Source organism: Aquincola tertiaricarbonis (genome assembly GCF_023573145.1).
In the GTDB taxonomy this organism is placed as follows: Bacteria; Pseudomonadota; Gammaproteobacteria; order Burkholderiales; family Burkholderiaceae_C; genus Aquincola; species Aquincola tertiaricarbonis_B.
The window spans coordinates 1,522,181-1,536,181 of the sequence record NZ_CP097636.1 but is presented as its reverse complement, the minus strand read 5'-3'; the positions used below and the strand labels follow the sequence as shown (position 1 = coordinate 1,536,181).

The window sequence follows — 14,001 nt, the reverse complement described above, 5'->3', positions numbered from 1 at the left end:
TGGCGTGCGGCGTGGAAGTACGGCTTGGTAGGTGCAAAGACGCGTCAGGCTTCCAGCCAGACGTTCTCGGCGAACGCGTAACCCATCAGCCCACCCAGCGGGATGGGCGACAGGCCCTTCAACTTGCTGCTGTGCCCGTCGATGCTGGCCAGGAACAGCGGGATGCCGATGCCGGCTTCCTGGTGGATCATGGTCTGCATATCGGCGTACATCTGCTTGCGCTTGGCGAGGTCGGTTTCAGCGCGCGAGGCCAGCAGCAGTTGGTCGAACTTGTCGCTCTTCCAGCGAGATTCGTTCCAGGCTGCGTCGGACTTGAAGAACTGCGTCAGCAGCGTGTCGGCGCTGGGGCGCGGGTTGACGTTGCCGAAGCCCACCGGGCTGTTGAGCCAGTGGTTGGACCAGTAGCCATCGGCCGGCATGCGCTTGACGTCCAGGTCCAGGCCGATGCGCTGCGCCGCCTGCTGCATCACCAGCGCGATCTCGGTCGAGTACATGGCCGCCGGCGAGGTGACCACCGGCACCTTGCCGGTGACGCCCGACTTCTGCAGGTGGAACTTGGCCTTGTCGAGGTCGAAGGTGCGCTGCGGCAGGCCGGCGAAGTAGAAGCGGTTGGTGGGGTCGATCGGCTGGTCGTTGGCCAGCACGGCGTAGTCCAGCGCCACCGACTTCTTCATCTGCTCACGGTCGAACAGGTGCTTCATCGCCAGGATGAAGTCGGGGTTGGTGCCCGGCCCCACGTCCTTGCGCATGATGAGGTCGGAGTACTGGCCCGACTGGGTGGTGAAGATGCCGTAGCCCGGCGTGTCCTTGACCCGCGCCACCGAGCGCGGGTTGACCGAGGCCACCAGGTCCATGCCGCCCGACAGCAGCGCATTGACACGGGCGCCTTCGTCGCCGATGCCGACGAACTCGATCTCGTCGAGGTAGGGCTTGCCGGGCTTCCAGTAGGCCTCGTTGCGCACCACGACCGAGCGCACGCCGGGCTTGAACTCCTTGAGCTTGTAGGGCCCGGTGCCGATGCCGGCCGCGAAGTCGGTGGTGCCTTCCTTGACGATGTGGAAGTGGAAGGTGCCCAGGATCACCGGCAGGTCGGCATTGGGGGCGGTCAGCACCACCGTCACTTCCTGCGGGCCGGTGGCCTTGACGCTCTCGATCTGGTCGGCCAGCACCTTGGCCTTGGAGGCGGTGGCCGGGTCCTTGTGGCGCATCAGCGAGAACACCACGTCGGCCGGGGCCAGCGCCTTGCCGTCGTGGAAGGTGACGCCCTTGCGCAGCGTGAACACCCAGGTCTTGGCGTCCTTGGTGTTGAACGACTCGGCCAGCGCCGGCTGCGGCGACAGGCTGCCGTCCAGCGAGAACAGGCCGTTGTAGAGCATGTTGCCGCGCGAGTAGTCGGTCTGGTTCGACTGCTTGGCCGGGTCCAGCGTGTCGGTCACCGCTGCGGTGGCGCCGGCCACGCGGATCTTGCCGCCGCGCCGCGGCGTCTGCGCATGGGCCGACACCGCCACCCCGGCCAGGCTGCCGGCCAGCGTGGCCTGCATGCCGCCGGCCATCAGCATCGTCAGGATGTCGCGGCGGGTGGCGCCGCGCCGCAGCGCGTCCATCATGCGCAGGCTGTCGCCGGGGCCAACGAGTTGCGCGAGCTTGTTGCGGTCGCTCATGTTTGCATGCTCCTGAGAAGGTCGAGGTGGGTGGCGGACGAACGGGAACGGGAACAGGGATCAGGCCAGCCGGTCTTTCAGGCGGTAGTACAGGCCCACCGCGGGCAGGAACCAGGGCGGGCCGAAGTGGCCGGGAATGGCGGGCCAATGGCGGCCCTGCCAGGGGTTGGCGGCGGCCTCGCCGGCCATCACGCGGGCCATGCAGTCGCCCATGTGCACCGACATCTGGGTGCCATGGCCGCTGTAGCCCATCGAATAGAAGAGCCCGTCGCGCTCGCCGGCGTGCGGCAGCCGGTCCTGCGTCATGTCGACCAGGCCGCCCCAGCAGTAGTCCAGGCGCACCTGGCCCAGCTGCGGGAAGGTCTCGGCCAGGCCCTGGCGCAGGATCTCGCCGCTGGCCGCATCGGACTGTGGGCTGCTGATGGCAAAGCGCGCACGGCCGCCGAACACCAGCCGGTGGTCGGCCGTGAGCCGGAAGTAGTGGTGGATGTTGGCCACCGTGGTGTAGGTGCGGCGGCCGGCCAGCAGCGCCTGCGCCCGTTCGGCGCCCAGCGGCTCGGTGACCACGATGAAGCTGCCGATGGGCACGATGCGCCGACGCAGCCAGCCGAAGCTGCCATAGCCGCCATGCCGCGTGGCACCGGTGGCCACCAGCACCTGGGCGGCCTTCACGGCGCCGCGGGCGGTGTGCACCTGGTGCGCCTGGCTGCGGCCGATGCGCTGCAGCCGCTGCACCTCGGTGCCCAGCACGATCTGCGCGCCATGGCGCTGGGCCGCCTCGGCCAGGCCGCGGGCGAAGCGGCCCATGTGCATCTGGCCGCTGCGCTTGTACAGCAGGCCGCCGTGGAAGCGCTCGCTCTGCACCTCGGCGCGCACGCGGTCGGCGCCCAGCACTTCCACGTCGGTGTCCACGCCGTCGCGCACCAGCCGTTCGGCGCTGCGGGACAGGGCATCCATGTGCTGCGGCCGGGTGGCCAGCTTGAGCTTGCCGTGGCGCAGGAAGTCGCAGTCGATGCCCTCTTCCTGCACCACGCGGGCCACGCTGTCCACGGCCGAATCGTAGGCGTGGTACCAGCGGCGGGCGGTCTCGGGGCCCACCTTGGCGGCCACCTCGGCGTAGTCCACCGCCAGCCCGTTGTTCACATGGCCGCCATTGCGGCCCGAGGCTTCGGCCGCCACGCGGTGGCCGGCTTCCAGCACCAGCACGCGGGCGCCGCGGCGAGCCAGTGCCCGCGCCGCCGACAGGCCGGTGAAGCCGGCCCCGACGATGGCCACATCCACCTGGGCAGGCAGCGGCCGCTCGGCCGGCGTGAAGGCCGGGGCGGAGTCGGTCCAGTAGGCGTCCAGCTTCATGGGGGCTCGCGGCTTGTGCAGTGAAAGGCTTACAGACCGACCACGCCGGCCAGGCCGCCGATGTCGGCGATCTCGGTGTAGCGGTAGGCCGGGTTGCCCGGGCCATGGCCGCGGTTGACGAAGACCTTGTTCACGATGCCCAGGTCGTCGGCCGACATCAGGTCGTAGCGCAGGCTGGACGAAACGTGCAGCAGGTCTTCGGGCTTGCAGCCCAGTGAGTCGATCATGTACTCGAAGGCCTTCAGGCGCGGCTTGTAGGCCTGGGCCTGCTGCGCGGTGTACACGCGGTGGAAGGGCGCGCCCAGCTGGGCCACGTTGCGCTGGATCTGGTCGTCCGAGGCGTTGGACAGGATGACCAGCGGAATCTCCTTGGCCACCTTGGCCAGGCCGGCGGGCACGTCGGCATGCGGGCCCCAGGTGGGCACGGCGTCGTAGTACTGCTGGGCCTCGTGGTCGAAGTACTGGATGCCCCACTTCTTGCACAGCCGGCGCACCGCGTTCTTCAGCACCACCTCATAGGGCTGCCAGTCGCCCAGCACCTCGTCGAAGCGGTAGGCCGAGAAGTCGGCGATGAACTGTTCCATGCGCTCGGCCGGAATGCGGTCGGCGAACATCTCGCGGGCCATGTCGCCCATGCGGAAACGGGTCAGCGTGCCGTAGCAATCGAAGGTGATGTACTTGGGTCGGAAGGCCATGACTGCAGTTCCTTGGTTGGTCATCTCGGTGTCATTCCAGCATGCGTCCGCCGCTGGGTTGTGGGGTATTGGCCGGGGCCGGCGCAGTGAAGCTGTGGTTTCAAGGGGCCCCGACGGCATGCCATGCGGTGTGCCCAGCAGGCGTGCGCGGGTGCCCCTTCAGGGGGCGGCGGCGAAGTCGATGAGCACGCTTTTGAAGCGCAGGTTGGCCTCCACGGCCTGGCGGCCCAGGTCCTTGCCGATGCCCGACTGGTGGTAGCCGCCGGTGGGAATCACGAAGTCGTTGCTGCGGCCATAGCGGTTGATCCACACGGTGCCGGCGGCGATGCCGCGCATCGCGCGCAAGGCCTTGCCGATGTCGGCGGTGTGCACGCCGGCCGCCAGGCCATAGCGCTCGTGCGCGGCCAGGGCCAGGCCCTCGGCCTCGTCGTCGAAGGTCTGCACCGTGAGCACCGGGCCGAAGATCTCTTCCTGCACCGCGGGGTTGCCGTCATCGACGCCTTCGATCAAGGTGGGCTGGTAGTAAGCGCCGCCGGGCGTGCCGCCGTACAGCGCGCCGCCGCAGCGCAGCCGTGCGCCCGCGGCCTGCGCCCGTTCGACGATGCCGGCGATGCGATCGGCCTGGCCGGCCGAGATGATGGGCGGCAGCGTGGCTTCGTCGTCCCAGGTGGGGCCAGGCCGGTGGGCCGCGAAGCGCGCGGCGATGCGTTCGACCAGCGCCTGGGCGATGCCGCGCTGCACGATCAGCCGCGAGCCGGCCACGCACACCTGGCCGGCATTGCCGGTGATGGCACCGGCGATGATGCCGGCCAGCCGGTCGAGGTCGGGCGCATCGTCGAACACCAGCTGCGGGCTCTTGCCGCCCAGCTCCAGCGTGGCCGGCTTGGGCCCTTGCAGCGCGCAGGTGGCCATGATGGCGGCGCCGGTCTGGGTGGAGCCAGTGAAGGTCATCTTGCCGACGAGCGGATGGCGGGTCAGCGCATCGCCGGTAGTGCGGCCATCGCCCTGCACGATGTTGAAGAGGCCCGGCGGCACGCCGGCCTGCACCGCCAGCTCGGCCAGCCGCAGCACCGAATGCGGCGTCATCTCCGAAGGCTTCAGCACCACCGCATTGCCGGCGGCCAGCGCCGCACCCACCTTCCAAGAAGCCATCACCAGCGGGAAGTTCCAGGGCGTGATGGCGCCCACCACCCCGTAGGGCTCGGCCACCACCATGCCCAGCTGGTCGTGGCGGGTGGCCGCCACGTCGCCGCCCAGCTTGTCGGCGTACTCGGCGAAAAAGCGCAGGCCCTCGGCGGTGAAGGGCACGTCCCAGGCGATGGCGTCGCGCACCGGGCGGGTGGAGCACACCGCCTCGATGCGGGCCAGCGTGGCCACATCGGCCTCCACCAGGTCGGCCCAGCGGCGCAGCACGCGGGCCCGCTCGCGCGGTGCGCGGCGCGCCCAGTCGCTGTGGCGCCAGGCGTGGTCGGCATCGCGCACCGCCGCGTCCACCGCATCGGCGCCGGCCAGCGGCAGCTCGTCGTGCACCTGGCCATCGGAGGGTCGGCGCACCGCCAGGCGGCCGGCATCGGGCACCAGTCGGCCGGCCATGAAGTGGCCCGAGGGCACCTGGATTTCGTCGGGATGGAACAGTTGCACGGCAGGCCTTGGCAGGGGTTGCGAACGATGCGGCCGATGCTAGGAAGGGTGGCGCGGCATTTGTATGCGTTGGCGGGCCCGGGGCCGCAGCGAATTGCGTATCGCAGGCCCGCCGCAGACGAAGCTTGCAAGTTGCTGCGGACAACAAGAACGTACTAGCGCCAACCCTGACATCTGCGGAAGATCGCCTGCCCATCCTGCACGGGAGATTGACTTGATCGATGCCGAGACCGCGAAGGCCACCGCCAGCGATGGCGTGCTGTTGCGCGCCATGACCGCCGACGACCTGGCCGCCGCGCATGCGCTGTCCGCCGACCTGCGCTGGCCGCACCGCCCTGCCGACTGGGAACAGGTGTTTGCCTTGGGCGACGGCCTGGTGGCCGAGCGCGACGGCGCCGTCGTGGGCACTGCGCTGCGCTGGCGCTGGGGTCCGCAGCACGCCACGCTGGGCCTGGTGATCGTGGCGCCGGCCTGCCAGGGCCGCCGCATCGGCCACCGGCTGATGACGGCGCTGCTGGAAGGCCTGGAAGACCGCAGCGTGCTGCTGCATGCCACGCCCGAAGGCCGCGGCCTGTATGAACGCCTGGGCTTCGTGCGCACCGGTGAAGTGCGGCAGCACCAGGGCACCGCCCTGCCCGCGCCGCTGGTGGCGCTGGGCGCCGGCTGGCGGCTGCGACCGGCCGGCAGCAACGATGCCGCCGCGCTGAAGGCGCTGGACGCCGCTGCCCGCGGCATGCCGCGCGATGCGCTGATCGACGAGCTGCTGGCCAGTGCCGAGGCCACCGTGGTGCTGGACCACGACGGCCAGGCCCGCGGCTTCGCGATGCTGCGGCGCTTCGGCCGCGGCCACATCATCGGCCCGGTGGCCGCGCCCGATGCCGAAGGCGCCAAGGCCTTGATCGCCCACCTGTCGGGCCTGTCGGCCGGGCGCTTCGTGCGCATCGACATCGACTTCGACAGCGGCCTGGCCGAGTGGCTGGAAAGCCTGGGTCTGCTGCGCGTGGACGCACCCACCACGATGGTGCGCGGTGAGCCGCTGGCGGTGCAGCCGGGCGTGCGCCTGTTCGCCTTGGCCACCCAGGCCCTCGGCTGACCGAGACCTGCCATGGACCCCTGCACCTTCCTCTACAAGTCCGACCCCGCCCGCGGCCGCCTGTGGGCCGAGGTGTTCCGCCAGCAGCTGCCGCAGGTCGATTTCCGCATCTGGCCCGACGTGGGCGACGCGGCGCGGGTGCGCTTCATCGCCGCCTGGGAACCGCCGCCCGACCTGGCCACCGCCTTCCCGAACCTGGAGGTGCTGTTCTCCTCCGGCGCCGGGGTCGACCAGTTCGACCTGGCCGCGCTGCCGCCCACGCTGCCGCTGGTGCGCATGGTCGAGCCCGGCATCATCCAAGGCATGGTGGAGTACGTGAGCCATGCGGTGCTGGACCTGCACCGCGACCGGCCGCAGTACCGCCGCCAGCAGCAGGCCGGCCACTGGCAACCGCTGCCGGTGCGGCCCGCGCACCAGCGCCGCGTGGGTGTGCTGGGCCTGGGCTCGCTGGGCCAGGCGGTGCTGGCACGGCTGGTGGACTTCGGCTTCGACTGCGCAGGCTGGAGCCGCTCGGCCCGCGAGCTGCCGGGCGTGCAATGCCATGCCGGGCCCGAGGGCCTGGCCCGCTTCCTGGCCCGCACCGAGATCCTGGTCTGCCTGCTGCCGCTGACCGCCGCCACGCGCGGCCTGCTGAATGCCGCGCTGTTCGCGCAACTGCCGCGCGGTGCGCAACTGGTGCACGTGGGCCGCGGCCCGCAGCTGGTGCAGGCCGACCTGCTGGCCGCACTGGACAGCGGCCAGCTGGCCGAGGCGATGCTGGACGTGACCGACCCCGAGCCGCTGCCGGCCGACCATGCCCTCTGGCGTCACCCGCATGTGCAGCTCACGCCGCACATCGCCAGCATGACGCAGCCGCAATCGGCGGCCGAGGTGGTGATCGCCAACCTGCGCCGCTGGCAAGCCGGCGAGACCATGACCGGATTGGTTGATCGCATCAAGGGATATTGATGCACCTGGGCCACGGCACGATGTGCCGAAGCGCGGCGCACAACCGCAGCCTGCGCCACGCAGGCGGCCCAAAGCAGCATCACCCACGGTGCACCCGGGCCTAAGCTGACGGTCATCGATTGCCCAACAAGCCGCCCGCCGCGCCCACCCCCATGCTGTCACCCATCCACCCCGACGAACTGGCCGCGCTGGACCGCGCGCACCTGATCCACCCCGTGGCGCCGTGGCGCCTGCATGAGCAGCGCGGCCCGGCCGTGCTGGCTTCGGCCAAGGGGGCGTTTCTCACCGACAACCGCGGCCACCAGCTGCTGGATGCGTTCGCGGGCCTGTGGTGCGTGAACGTGGGCTATGGCCAGGAAAGCGTGGTGCAGGCCGCCACCGAGCAGCTGCGCCAGCTGCCCTATGCCACCGGCTACTTCCACTTCGCCAGCGAGCCGGCCATCCGCCTGGCCGCCAAGCTGGCCGAGCTCACGCCCGCCTCGCTCAGCCGCGCCTACCTCACGCTGGGCGGCTCGGAAGCGGTGGACGCCGCGGTGCGCTTCATCGTGCAGTACTACAACGCCACCGGCCGGCCGGGCAAGAAGCACTTCATCTCGCTGCAGCGCGGTTATCACGGCTCCTCGTCCACCGGCGCCGGGCTCACGGCGCTGCCGGCCTTCCACCGCGGCTTCGACCTGCCGCTGCCGACGCAGCACTACATCGCTTCGCCCTACCCCTACCGCAGCGAAGCCGCGGACGATGCCGCGGTGATCGCGGCCTCGGTCGCGGCGCTGCGCGCCAAGGTGGCCGAGCTGGGCGCGCAGAACGTCGCCGCCTTCTTCTGCGAGCCCATCCAGGGCTCGGGTGGCGTCATCGTGCCGCCGGTGGGCTGGCTCAAGGCCATGCAGCTGGCGGCCCATGAACTGGACATCCTGTTCGTCGTCGACGAGGTGATCACCGGCTTCGGCCGCACCGGCCCGATGTTCGCGTGCGAAGCCGAAGGCGTGCAGCCCGACCTGATGACGCTGGCCAAGGGCCTGACCGCCGGCTACGTGCCGATGGGCGCCACCATGGTCTCGGAGAAGGTGTATGCCGCCATCGCCGATGCGGCGCCCGCCGGTGCACCCATCGGCCATGGCGCCACCTACTCGGGCCACCCGGTGGGCGCGGCCGTGGCGCTGGAAGTGCTGCGCCTGTACCAGCAAGGCGGCGTGCTGGCCAACGGCCAGCGGGGCGCCGCCCACTTCTCCGCCGGGCTGGACGGCCTGCGCGACCATCCGCTGGTGGGCGACTCGCGCCACCGCGGGCTGCTGGGCGCGCTGGAGCTGGTGGCCGACAAGGCCAGCAAGCGCGCCTTCGATCCCGCGCTGGGCCTGGCCGACCGCATCTTCGCCACTGCCTACCGCAACGGCCTGGTGTTCCGCGCCTTCGGCGACCACATCCTGGGCTTTGCGCCGGCGCTCACCTTCACCGAGAGCGAGTTCGAGTTGCTGTTCCAGCGCCTGAAGAAGACGCTGGACGACGTGCTGGCCATGCCCGAGGTGCGGGCGGCGATGGCCGGTTGACGGGCGCCACCGCAGAATCCGGGGCTCCAGCAGTTCTCACGAACACGATCATGTCTGAAACCCTCAAGGTCGACCGCCTCGACCTTCGCATCCTGGCCCAGCTGCAGAAGAACGGCCGCATGACCAACGTCGACCTGGCCGACGCGGTGGGCCTGTCGCCCAGCCCCTGCCTGATCCGCGTCAAGCGGCTGGAGCAGGCGGGCTACATCAGCGGCTATGGCGCCCAGCTGCGGCTGGAGAAGCTGGGCGACACGCTGACGGTGTTCACCGAGGTGACGCTGGCCGACCACCACCGCGAGGACTTCATCCGCTTCGAGGCCGCGATCCGCGACGTCGACGAGATCCTGGAGTGCCACCTGGTGAGCGGCGGCTACGACTACCTGCTGAAGTTCATGACCCGCGGCGTCAACCACTACCAGGAAGTGATCGAAGGCCTGCTCGAACGCAACATCGGCATCGAGAAGTACTTCAGCTACATCGTCATCAAGTCGCCGTTCATCAAGACCCATTACCCGATCGAACGGCTGTTCCCCCACCAGCGCTGAGCGCTGCCGCATCACCCACCACCCCCATGTCCGCCCTACCGCCCCGCTTTATCCGGCTGGCCGAAACCGACCGGCCGCCGATCACCCTGCTGGTGGATGGCCAGCCCGTGCAGGCCCTGGCCGGCGACACCTTGCTGGTGGCCGTGCTCAGCCAGGGGCGGCGGCTGCGCGACAGCGAATTCGGCGATGGCCCGCGTGCCGGCTTCTGCCTGATGGGCGCCTGCCAGGACTGCTGGGTGTGGACCCCGGCCGGCGAGCGGCTGCGCGCCTGCTCCACCGTGGCCGAGGGCGGCATGGCCATCCTGACCCGCCCGCCCCGTGGCCAGTGGCCGATGACGCCCGACCTGCAGGCCACGCTGGCGCGCCGGCCTGCTGGGGTGCCGCAGTGACGGCGCCCCGCATCGTCATTGTCGGCACCGGGCCTGCAGGCGTGCGTGCCGCTCAAGCCGTGGTGGCCGCAGGCCTGCGGCCCATCGTCATCGACGAAGGCCGGCGCGACGGCGGCCAGATCTACCGCCGCCAGCCCGAAGGCTTCCAGCGGCCCTATGCCAAGTTGTACGGCAGCGAAGCCGCCAAGGCCCAGGCCCTGCACCAGGACTTCGACGCGCTGCGCACCCAGGTGGACTACCGCAGCGAAACGCTCGCCTGGAACCTCACCGGAGTGGCCGAGCAGCCGGCGCTGCATGTGGTGCACCGGGGTGAGCCGAAAGAGCTGCCCTACGACGCGCTGCTGGTGTGCAGCGGTGCCACCGACCGGCTGATGCCGGTGGAAGGCTGGCACCGCGCCGGCTGCTACAGCCTGGGCGCGGCGCAGATCGCGCTCAAGGCCCAGGCCTGCGCCATCGGCGGCCGCGTGGTGTTCCTCGGCAGCGGTCCGTTGCTGTACCTGGTGGCCTCGCAGTACGAGCAGGCCGGCGCGCATGTGGAAGCGGTGCTGGACACCGCACCGGCGATGAAGCCGCTGGCCGCGCTGCGCGGCCTGCTGGCACGGCCGGCGCTGGCCTGGCGCGGCCTGGGGCTGATCCGCGGCCTGCGGCGGGCCGGCGTCACCGTGCTGCAGGGCGTGCAGCCGCTGCGCATCGAAGGCAGCGACGCGATGGGCGCCGAGGCCGTGGTGGTGCGCGATGCCCACGGCACCGTGCGCCGCTTCGAGTGCGACGCGGTGGGCATGGGCTGGCACCTGCGGGCCGAAACCCAGCTGGCCGACCTGGCGCGCTGCGACTTCCACTTCGAGCCGGTGAGCCGGCAATGGCTGCCGCGCATCGACGAAGACGGCCGCAGCAGCACCCGCGGCGTGTACCTGGCCGGTGACGGCGTGCGCATCCTGGGCGCCGATGGGGCCGAGGCCGCGGGCCGGCTGGCGGCGCTGGCCGCGCTGAGCGACCTGGGCCATGCACGCGGCCAGGCGCTGCATGCGGCCGAGGCGCCTGCGCTGCGCCGCACGCTGGCGCAGATGGACCGTTTCCGCGACGGGCTGGCGCGGGCCTTTCCGTGGCCGCATGAGCAGGCTGCGCAGCTGCCCGACGACGCCGTGGTGTGCCGCTGCGAAGCCGTCACCGCCGGCGAGCTGCGCCGCTGCGTCACCGAGATGGGCAGCCAGGAAGTCAACCGCGCCAAGGCCTTCAGCCGCGTGGGCATGGGCCGCTGCCAGGGCCGCTTCTGCGGCCATGCCTCGGCCGAGATCGTGGCCCAGGCCAGCGGCGTGCCAGTGCAGCTGGTGGGCCGGCTGCGCTCGCAGGCACCGGTCAAGCCGCTGATGATGAACACCGCCGAGGTGAAGGCATGACGAACGAGACCCTGCGCACCGACGTGCTGGTGCTGGGCGGCGGCCTGATGGGCACCGCCACCGCCTTCTTCCTGCGCCAGCGGCATGGCCGCTCGGTCGCGCTGCTGGAGCGTGAGCTGATCGGCCGCCAGGCCAGCGGCACCAACTTCGGCAACGTGCGCCGCCAGGGCCGCGCGCTGGAGCAGATGCCGCTGGCCAACCGCGCCCGCGAGGTGTGGGGCCGCGTCAAGCCGCTGCTGGGCGAGGACCTGGAGTTCGTGCCCTACGGCCACCTGCGCTGCTGCTACACCGAGCAGCAGGCCGCCAAGCTGGAACAGCATGCGCGCGACGTGGCGCCGCTGGGCCTGAAGCTCGAACTCTTCACCCGCCAGCAGCTGCAGCAGCGCTGGGGCATCTTCGCGCCCGAGGTGGTGGCAGGCTCCCTGTCGCCCGAAGACGGCCATGCCAACCCGCGGCTGGCCGGCCCCGCCTTCGGCCGCGCCGCGGCGCGGCTGGGCGCCCACATCCAAGAGCATGCCGAGGTGGTGCATGTGGAGCGTGAAGCCGGCGACTTCGTGGCCCACACCGCCGACGGCCGGCGCTTTCGCGCCGCGCAGCTGCTGGTGGCCTGCGGCGCCTGGTCCAACCGCATCGCCAGCCTGTTCGGCGAGACGGTGCCGCTGGAAGCCCGCGGCCCGCAGATGGGCGTGACCGAGCCGCTGCCGTATGCCATCGGGCCGTCGATCGGCGTCTCCACCCCGGTGGAACATGAAGGGCTGTATTTCCGCCAGATCCGGCGCGGCAACATCGTCTTCGGCGGCGGCCTCAAGGGCCCGGCCGATGCGGCCCATGTGCGGGCCTACGTCAAGCCCGACAACATCCTGCGGCAGATGCGCGAGCTGCGCCGCTTCGTGCCGGCCTTTGCCCACGTGCAGCTGATCCGCGTGTGGAGCGGCATCGAGGGCTACACCGCCGACTGGGCGCCGGTGATGGGCCCCAGCGCCCGCGTGCCCGGCCTGCACTATGCCTTCGGCTTCAACGGCGAGGGCTTCGCCATCAGCCCCGGCGTGGGCGACGTGATGGCCGAACTGCTGGCCACCGGCCGTACCAGCACGCCGATCGAGCCCTTCCACATCGGGCGCTTCGCGAAGGCGCAGGCGGGGAGCCTGGTGGCGGCGTGAGGCGCTGACCTACTCCTTAGCCGTCCGCACGATCTGACGCACGCTGGCCAGGATCAAGGCCTGGCGGGCCGGCAGCTTCGACCACACATGGTCGGTGCCGGGATAGAGCGTCAGCTCGGCCTGCGGCCACAGCTGCGCATAGCGGTGCGCATAGGCCACCGGCACGGCCTCGTCCGACTCGCCGTGGTGCAGATGAACCGGCCCCGTGTACGCCGACAGACCCTCGAAGGGGTCGTAGGCGTCATAGCCTTGGGCGAACGAAGGGCCCAGCGCCTGGCCGTTGACGTCGAACGGATAGGCGTTGTCGGCCGGCCCCACCGGCCTGCCCAGGATCTTGCCCTGGGCCACCTCGTCGGCACTGGCGGCCGCAGGGGCCCACAGCGTCAGGCTGGCGACCTTGTGGGGCTGCCTGCCCGCCAGGGTCGCGACCTCCATGCCGCCCAGCGAATGCCCCACCAGATGCACCGGGCCGTCGACGGTGCCGGCCATCACGGCCAGCTGGTCGAGCTCGTCGGGCACGTTGACGTCGAAGAAACTGCCGTCGCTTTCGCCATGGCCGGCGCGGTCGAAGGCCAGGACGGCAAAGCCCTCGTCGGCCAGCGCCCGCGCGAAGTCGACGATGAGCCGGCCGGGTCCGATGCGGCTGTCTGAAAAGCCATGGGCGAACAGCACCGTGCCGCGGCTGGCCTGCGGCCCATGGCGCGTGCCGCGCAGCGTGCGCCCCCGGTGCGTGAGGTCGATCGGCGTCGTCGGCAAGTGGATTCCTTTCTCAAGGGCTGACTGTCTTGGCCTTTGACGGGCCCGGATGCTGGTGATTGTGATGGCGCTCGACGTTGCCTTTAACGCCGCCCTAACGCCCCGGTTCCTACCCTGCGCGCAAGCGGTCCGCACTCGGGCGGCCGCAGTGACCAGGAGATTCCTCGATGCAACGCTTCCTACGGCCTTTGAGCGCGGTCCTGCTGTGCCTGCTGGGCGGCATGGCCCAGGCTGCCGGCCCGTCGTCCACCGGCCTGGCCGCCGATGGCACGCCGCTGTCCCCGGGCGCCGTCGACGCGCACTACACCGTGACCGGCGGCGATCTGACCGACGCGCCGACCTACGTCGCGCAGAACCCCGCCGGCTACCCGGGCTACTGGCCGAAGAACGACGACCTGTCGGGCTGGATCACGCCGGCGCTGACCGGCAACGGTGATGCTGCCGGCCAACCGGACTTCATCTTCACCTACACCACCCGATTCGACCTGACCGGCTACGACGCCAGCACCGCCCGCATTGACGGCCAGTTGGCGGTGGACGACAGCCTGCGGGCCGTCCTGCTGAACGGCCAGGACATCGGCTTCACGGCCAACGGCTACAGCAGCTTCAAAAGCTTCGCCATCACCGGCGGCTTTGCCGCGGGGGTGAACACCCTCAGCTTCGTGACGCGCAACGACAACGGCGGCCCCACCGGCCTGCGGGTCGAGCTGGCCAGCACCTTGGTGCCGGTGCCCGAGCCGGCCGCCGCGCTGCTGATGGCCGGTGGCTGCGCGGTGCTGCTGCTGCGCCGCCGCCTGGCTGCCCGCACCACGGCTTGAT

Annotated in this window: 13 protein-coding genes; 8 read left to right on the top strand and 5 right to left on the bottom strand. The window is 70.9% G+C overall.

All coding sequences use genetic code 11. The annotated features are described in order from the left end of the window. Window positions 1–44 precede the first annotated feature (44 nt). The 4 genes from MW290_RS21420 to MW290_RS21405 all read right to left on the bottom strand — a co-directional run bounded on the left by MW290_RS21420 (window position 45) and on the right by MW290_RS21405 (window position 5,302). Complete coding sequence (locus MW290_RS21420; protein ID WP_250199697.1) at window positions 45–1,661, bottom strand: ABC transporter substrate-binding protein; 1,617 nt, start codon at window positions 1,659–1,661, stop codon at window positions 45–47. Between the two features lie 60 nt (window positions 1,662–1,721). After that, the gene (locus MW290_RS21415) at window positions 1,722–3,014 is read right to left on the bottom strand and encodes an NAD(P)/FAD-dependent oxidoreductase (protein ID WP_250199696.1); all 1,293 of its coding nucleotides are present in this window, start codon (window positions 3,012–3,014) and stop codon (window positions 1,722–1,724) included. A gap of 29 nt (window positions 3,015–3,043) precedes the next feature. Next, window positions 3,044–3,709 carry a haloacid dehalogenase type II gene (locus tag MW290_RS21410; RefSeq protein ID WP_250199695.1) on the bottom strand — a complete coding sequence of 222 codons (666 nt, stop codon included), beginning with the start codon at window positions 3,707–3,709 and terminating at the stop codon, window positions 3,044–3,046. A gap of 159 nt (window positions 3,710–3,868) precedes the next feature. Beyond that, window positions 3,869–5,302, bottom strand: coding sequence for an aldehyde dehydrogenase family protein (locus MW290_RS21405; RefSeq protein WP_375142963.1), 1,434 nt, complete (start codon window positions 5,300–5,302; stop codon window positions 3,869–3,871). A gap of 319 nt (window positions 5,303–5,621) precedes the next feature. Here MW290_RS21405 and MW290_RS21400 point away from each other — a divergent pair, with 319 nt between their 5' ends. The 7 genes from MW290_RS21400 to MW290_RS21370 all read left to right on the top strand — a co-directional run bounded on the left by MW290_RS21400 (window position 5,622) and on the right by MW290_RS21370 (window position 12,426). Then, window positions 5,622–6,443, top strand: coding sequence for a GNAT family N-acetyltransferase (locus MW290_RS21400; protein WP_250200078.1), 822 nt, complete (start codon window positions 5,622–5,624; stop codon window positions 6,441–6,443). Between the two features lie 12 nt (window positions 6,444–6,455). After that, window positions 6,456–7,391 carry a 2-hydroxyacid dehydrogenase gene (locus MW290_RS21395; RefSeq protein WP_250199693.1) on the top strand — a complete coding sequence of 312 codons (936 nt, stop codon included), beginning with the start codon at window positions 6,456–6,458 and terminating at the stop codon, window positions 7,389–7,391. A 152-nt stretch (window positions 7,392–7,543) separates the two neighbouring features. Next, complete coding sequence (locus MW290_RS21390; RefSeq protein WP_250199692.1) at window positions 7,544–8,935, top strand: aminotransferase class III-fold pyridoxal phosphate-dependent enzyme; 1,392 nt, start codon at window positions 7,544–7,546, stop codon at window positions 8,933–8,935. Between the two features lie 50 nt (window positions 8,936–8,985). Beyond that, window positions 8,986–9,480: an Lrp/AsnC family transcriptional regulator gene (locus MW290_RS21385; RefSeq protein WP_250199691.1), complete on the top strand. Its 495-nt coding sequence runs from the start codon at window positions 8,986–8,988 to the stop codon at window positions 9,478–9,480. Window positions 9,481–9,506: 26 nt separating this feature from the next. Further along, window positions 9,507–9,869, top strand: a complete 363-nt coding sequence (locus MW290_RS21380; RefSeq protein WP_250199690.1) for a (2Fe-2S)-binding protein — start codon at window positions 9,507–9,509, stop codon at window positions 9,867–9,869. After that, a complete protein-coding gene (locus MW290_RS21375; protein WP_250199689.1) occupies window positions 9,866–11,266 on the top strand; it encodes an FAD/NAD(P)-dependent oxidoreductase in 1,401 nt (466 codons plus the stop codon). Before MW290_RS21380 ends, MW290_RS21375 begins: the two co-directional genes overlap by 4 nt. Beyond that, the gene (locus MW290_RS21370; RefSeq protein WP_250199688.1) at window positions 11,263–12,426 is read left to right on the top strand and encodes an NAD(P)/FAD-dependent oxidoreductase; all 1,164 of its coding nucleotides are present in this window, start codon (window positions 11,263–11,265) and stop codon (window positions 12,424–12,426) included. The genes MW290_RS21375 and MW290_RS21370 overlap by 4 nt, the downstream gene beginning before the upstream one ends. Window positions 12,427–12,435: 9 nt before the next feature. On the opposite strand, the gene MW290_RS21365 is transcribed toward MW290_RS21370, so the two are convergent. Continuing rightward, on the bottom strand, window positions 12,436–13,182 hold the full coding sequence (locus tag MW290_RS21365) for an alpha/beta hydrolase (protein ID WP_250199687.1): 747 nt from the start codon (window positions 13,180–13,182) through the stop codon (window positions 12,436–12,438). A gap of 167 nt (window positions 13,183–13,349) precedes the next feature. On the opposite strand from MW290_RS21365, the gene MW290_RS21360 reads away from it, so the two are divergent. Continuing rightward, window positions 13,350–14,000: a PEP-CTERM sorting domain-containing protein gene (locus tag MW290_RS21360; RefSeq protein ID WP_250199686.1), complete on the top strand. Its 651-nt coding sequence runs from the start codon at window positions 13,350–13,352 to the stop codon at window positions 13,998–14,000. Window position 14,001 lies beyond the last annotated feature (1 nt).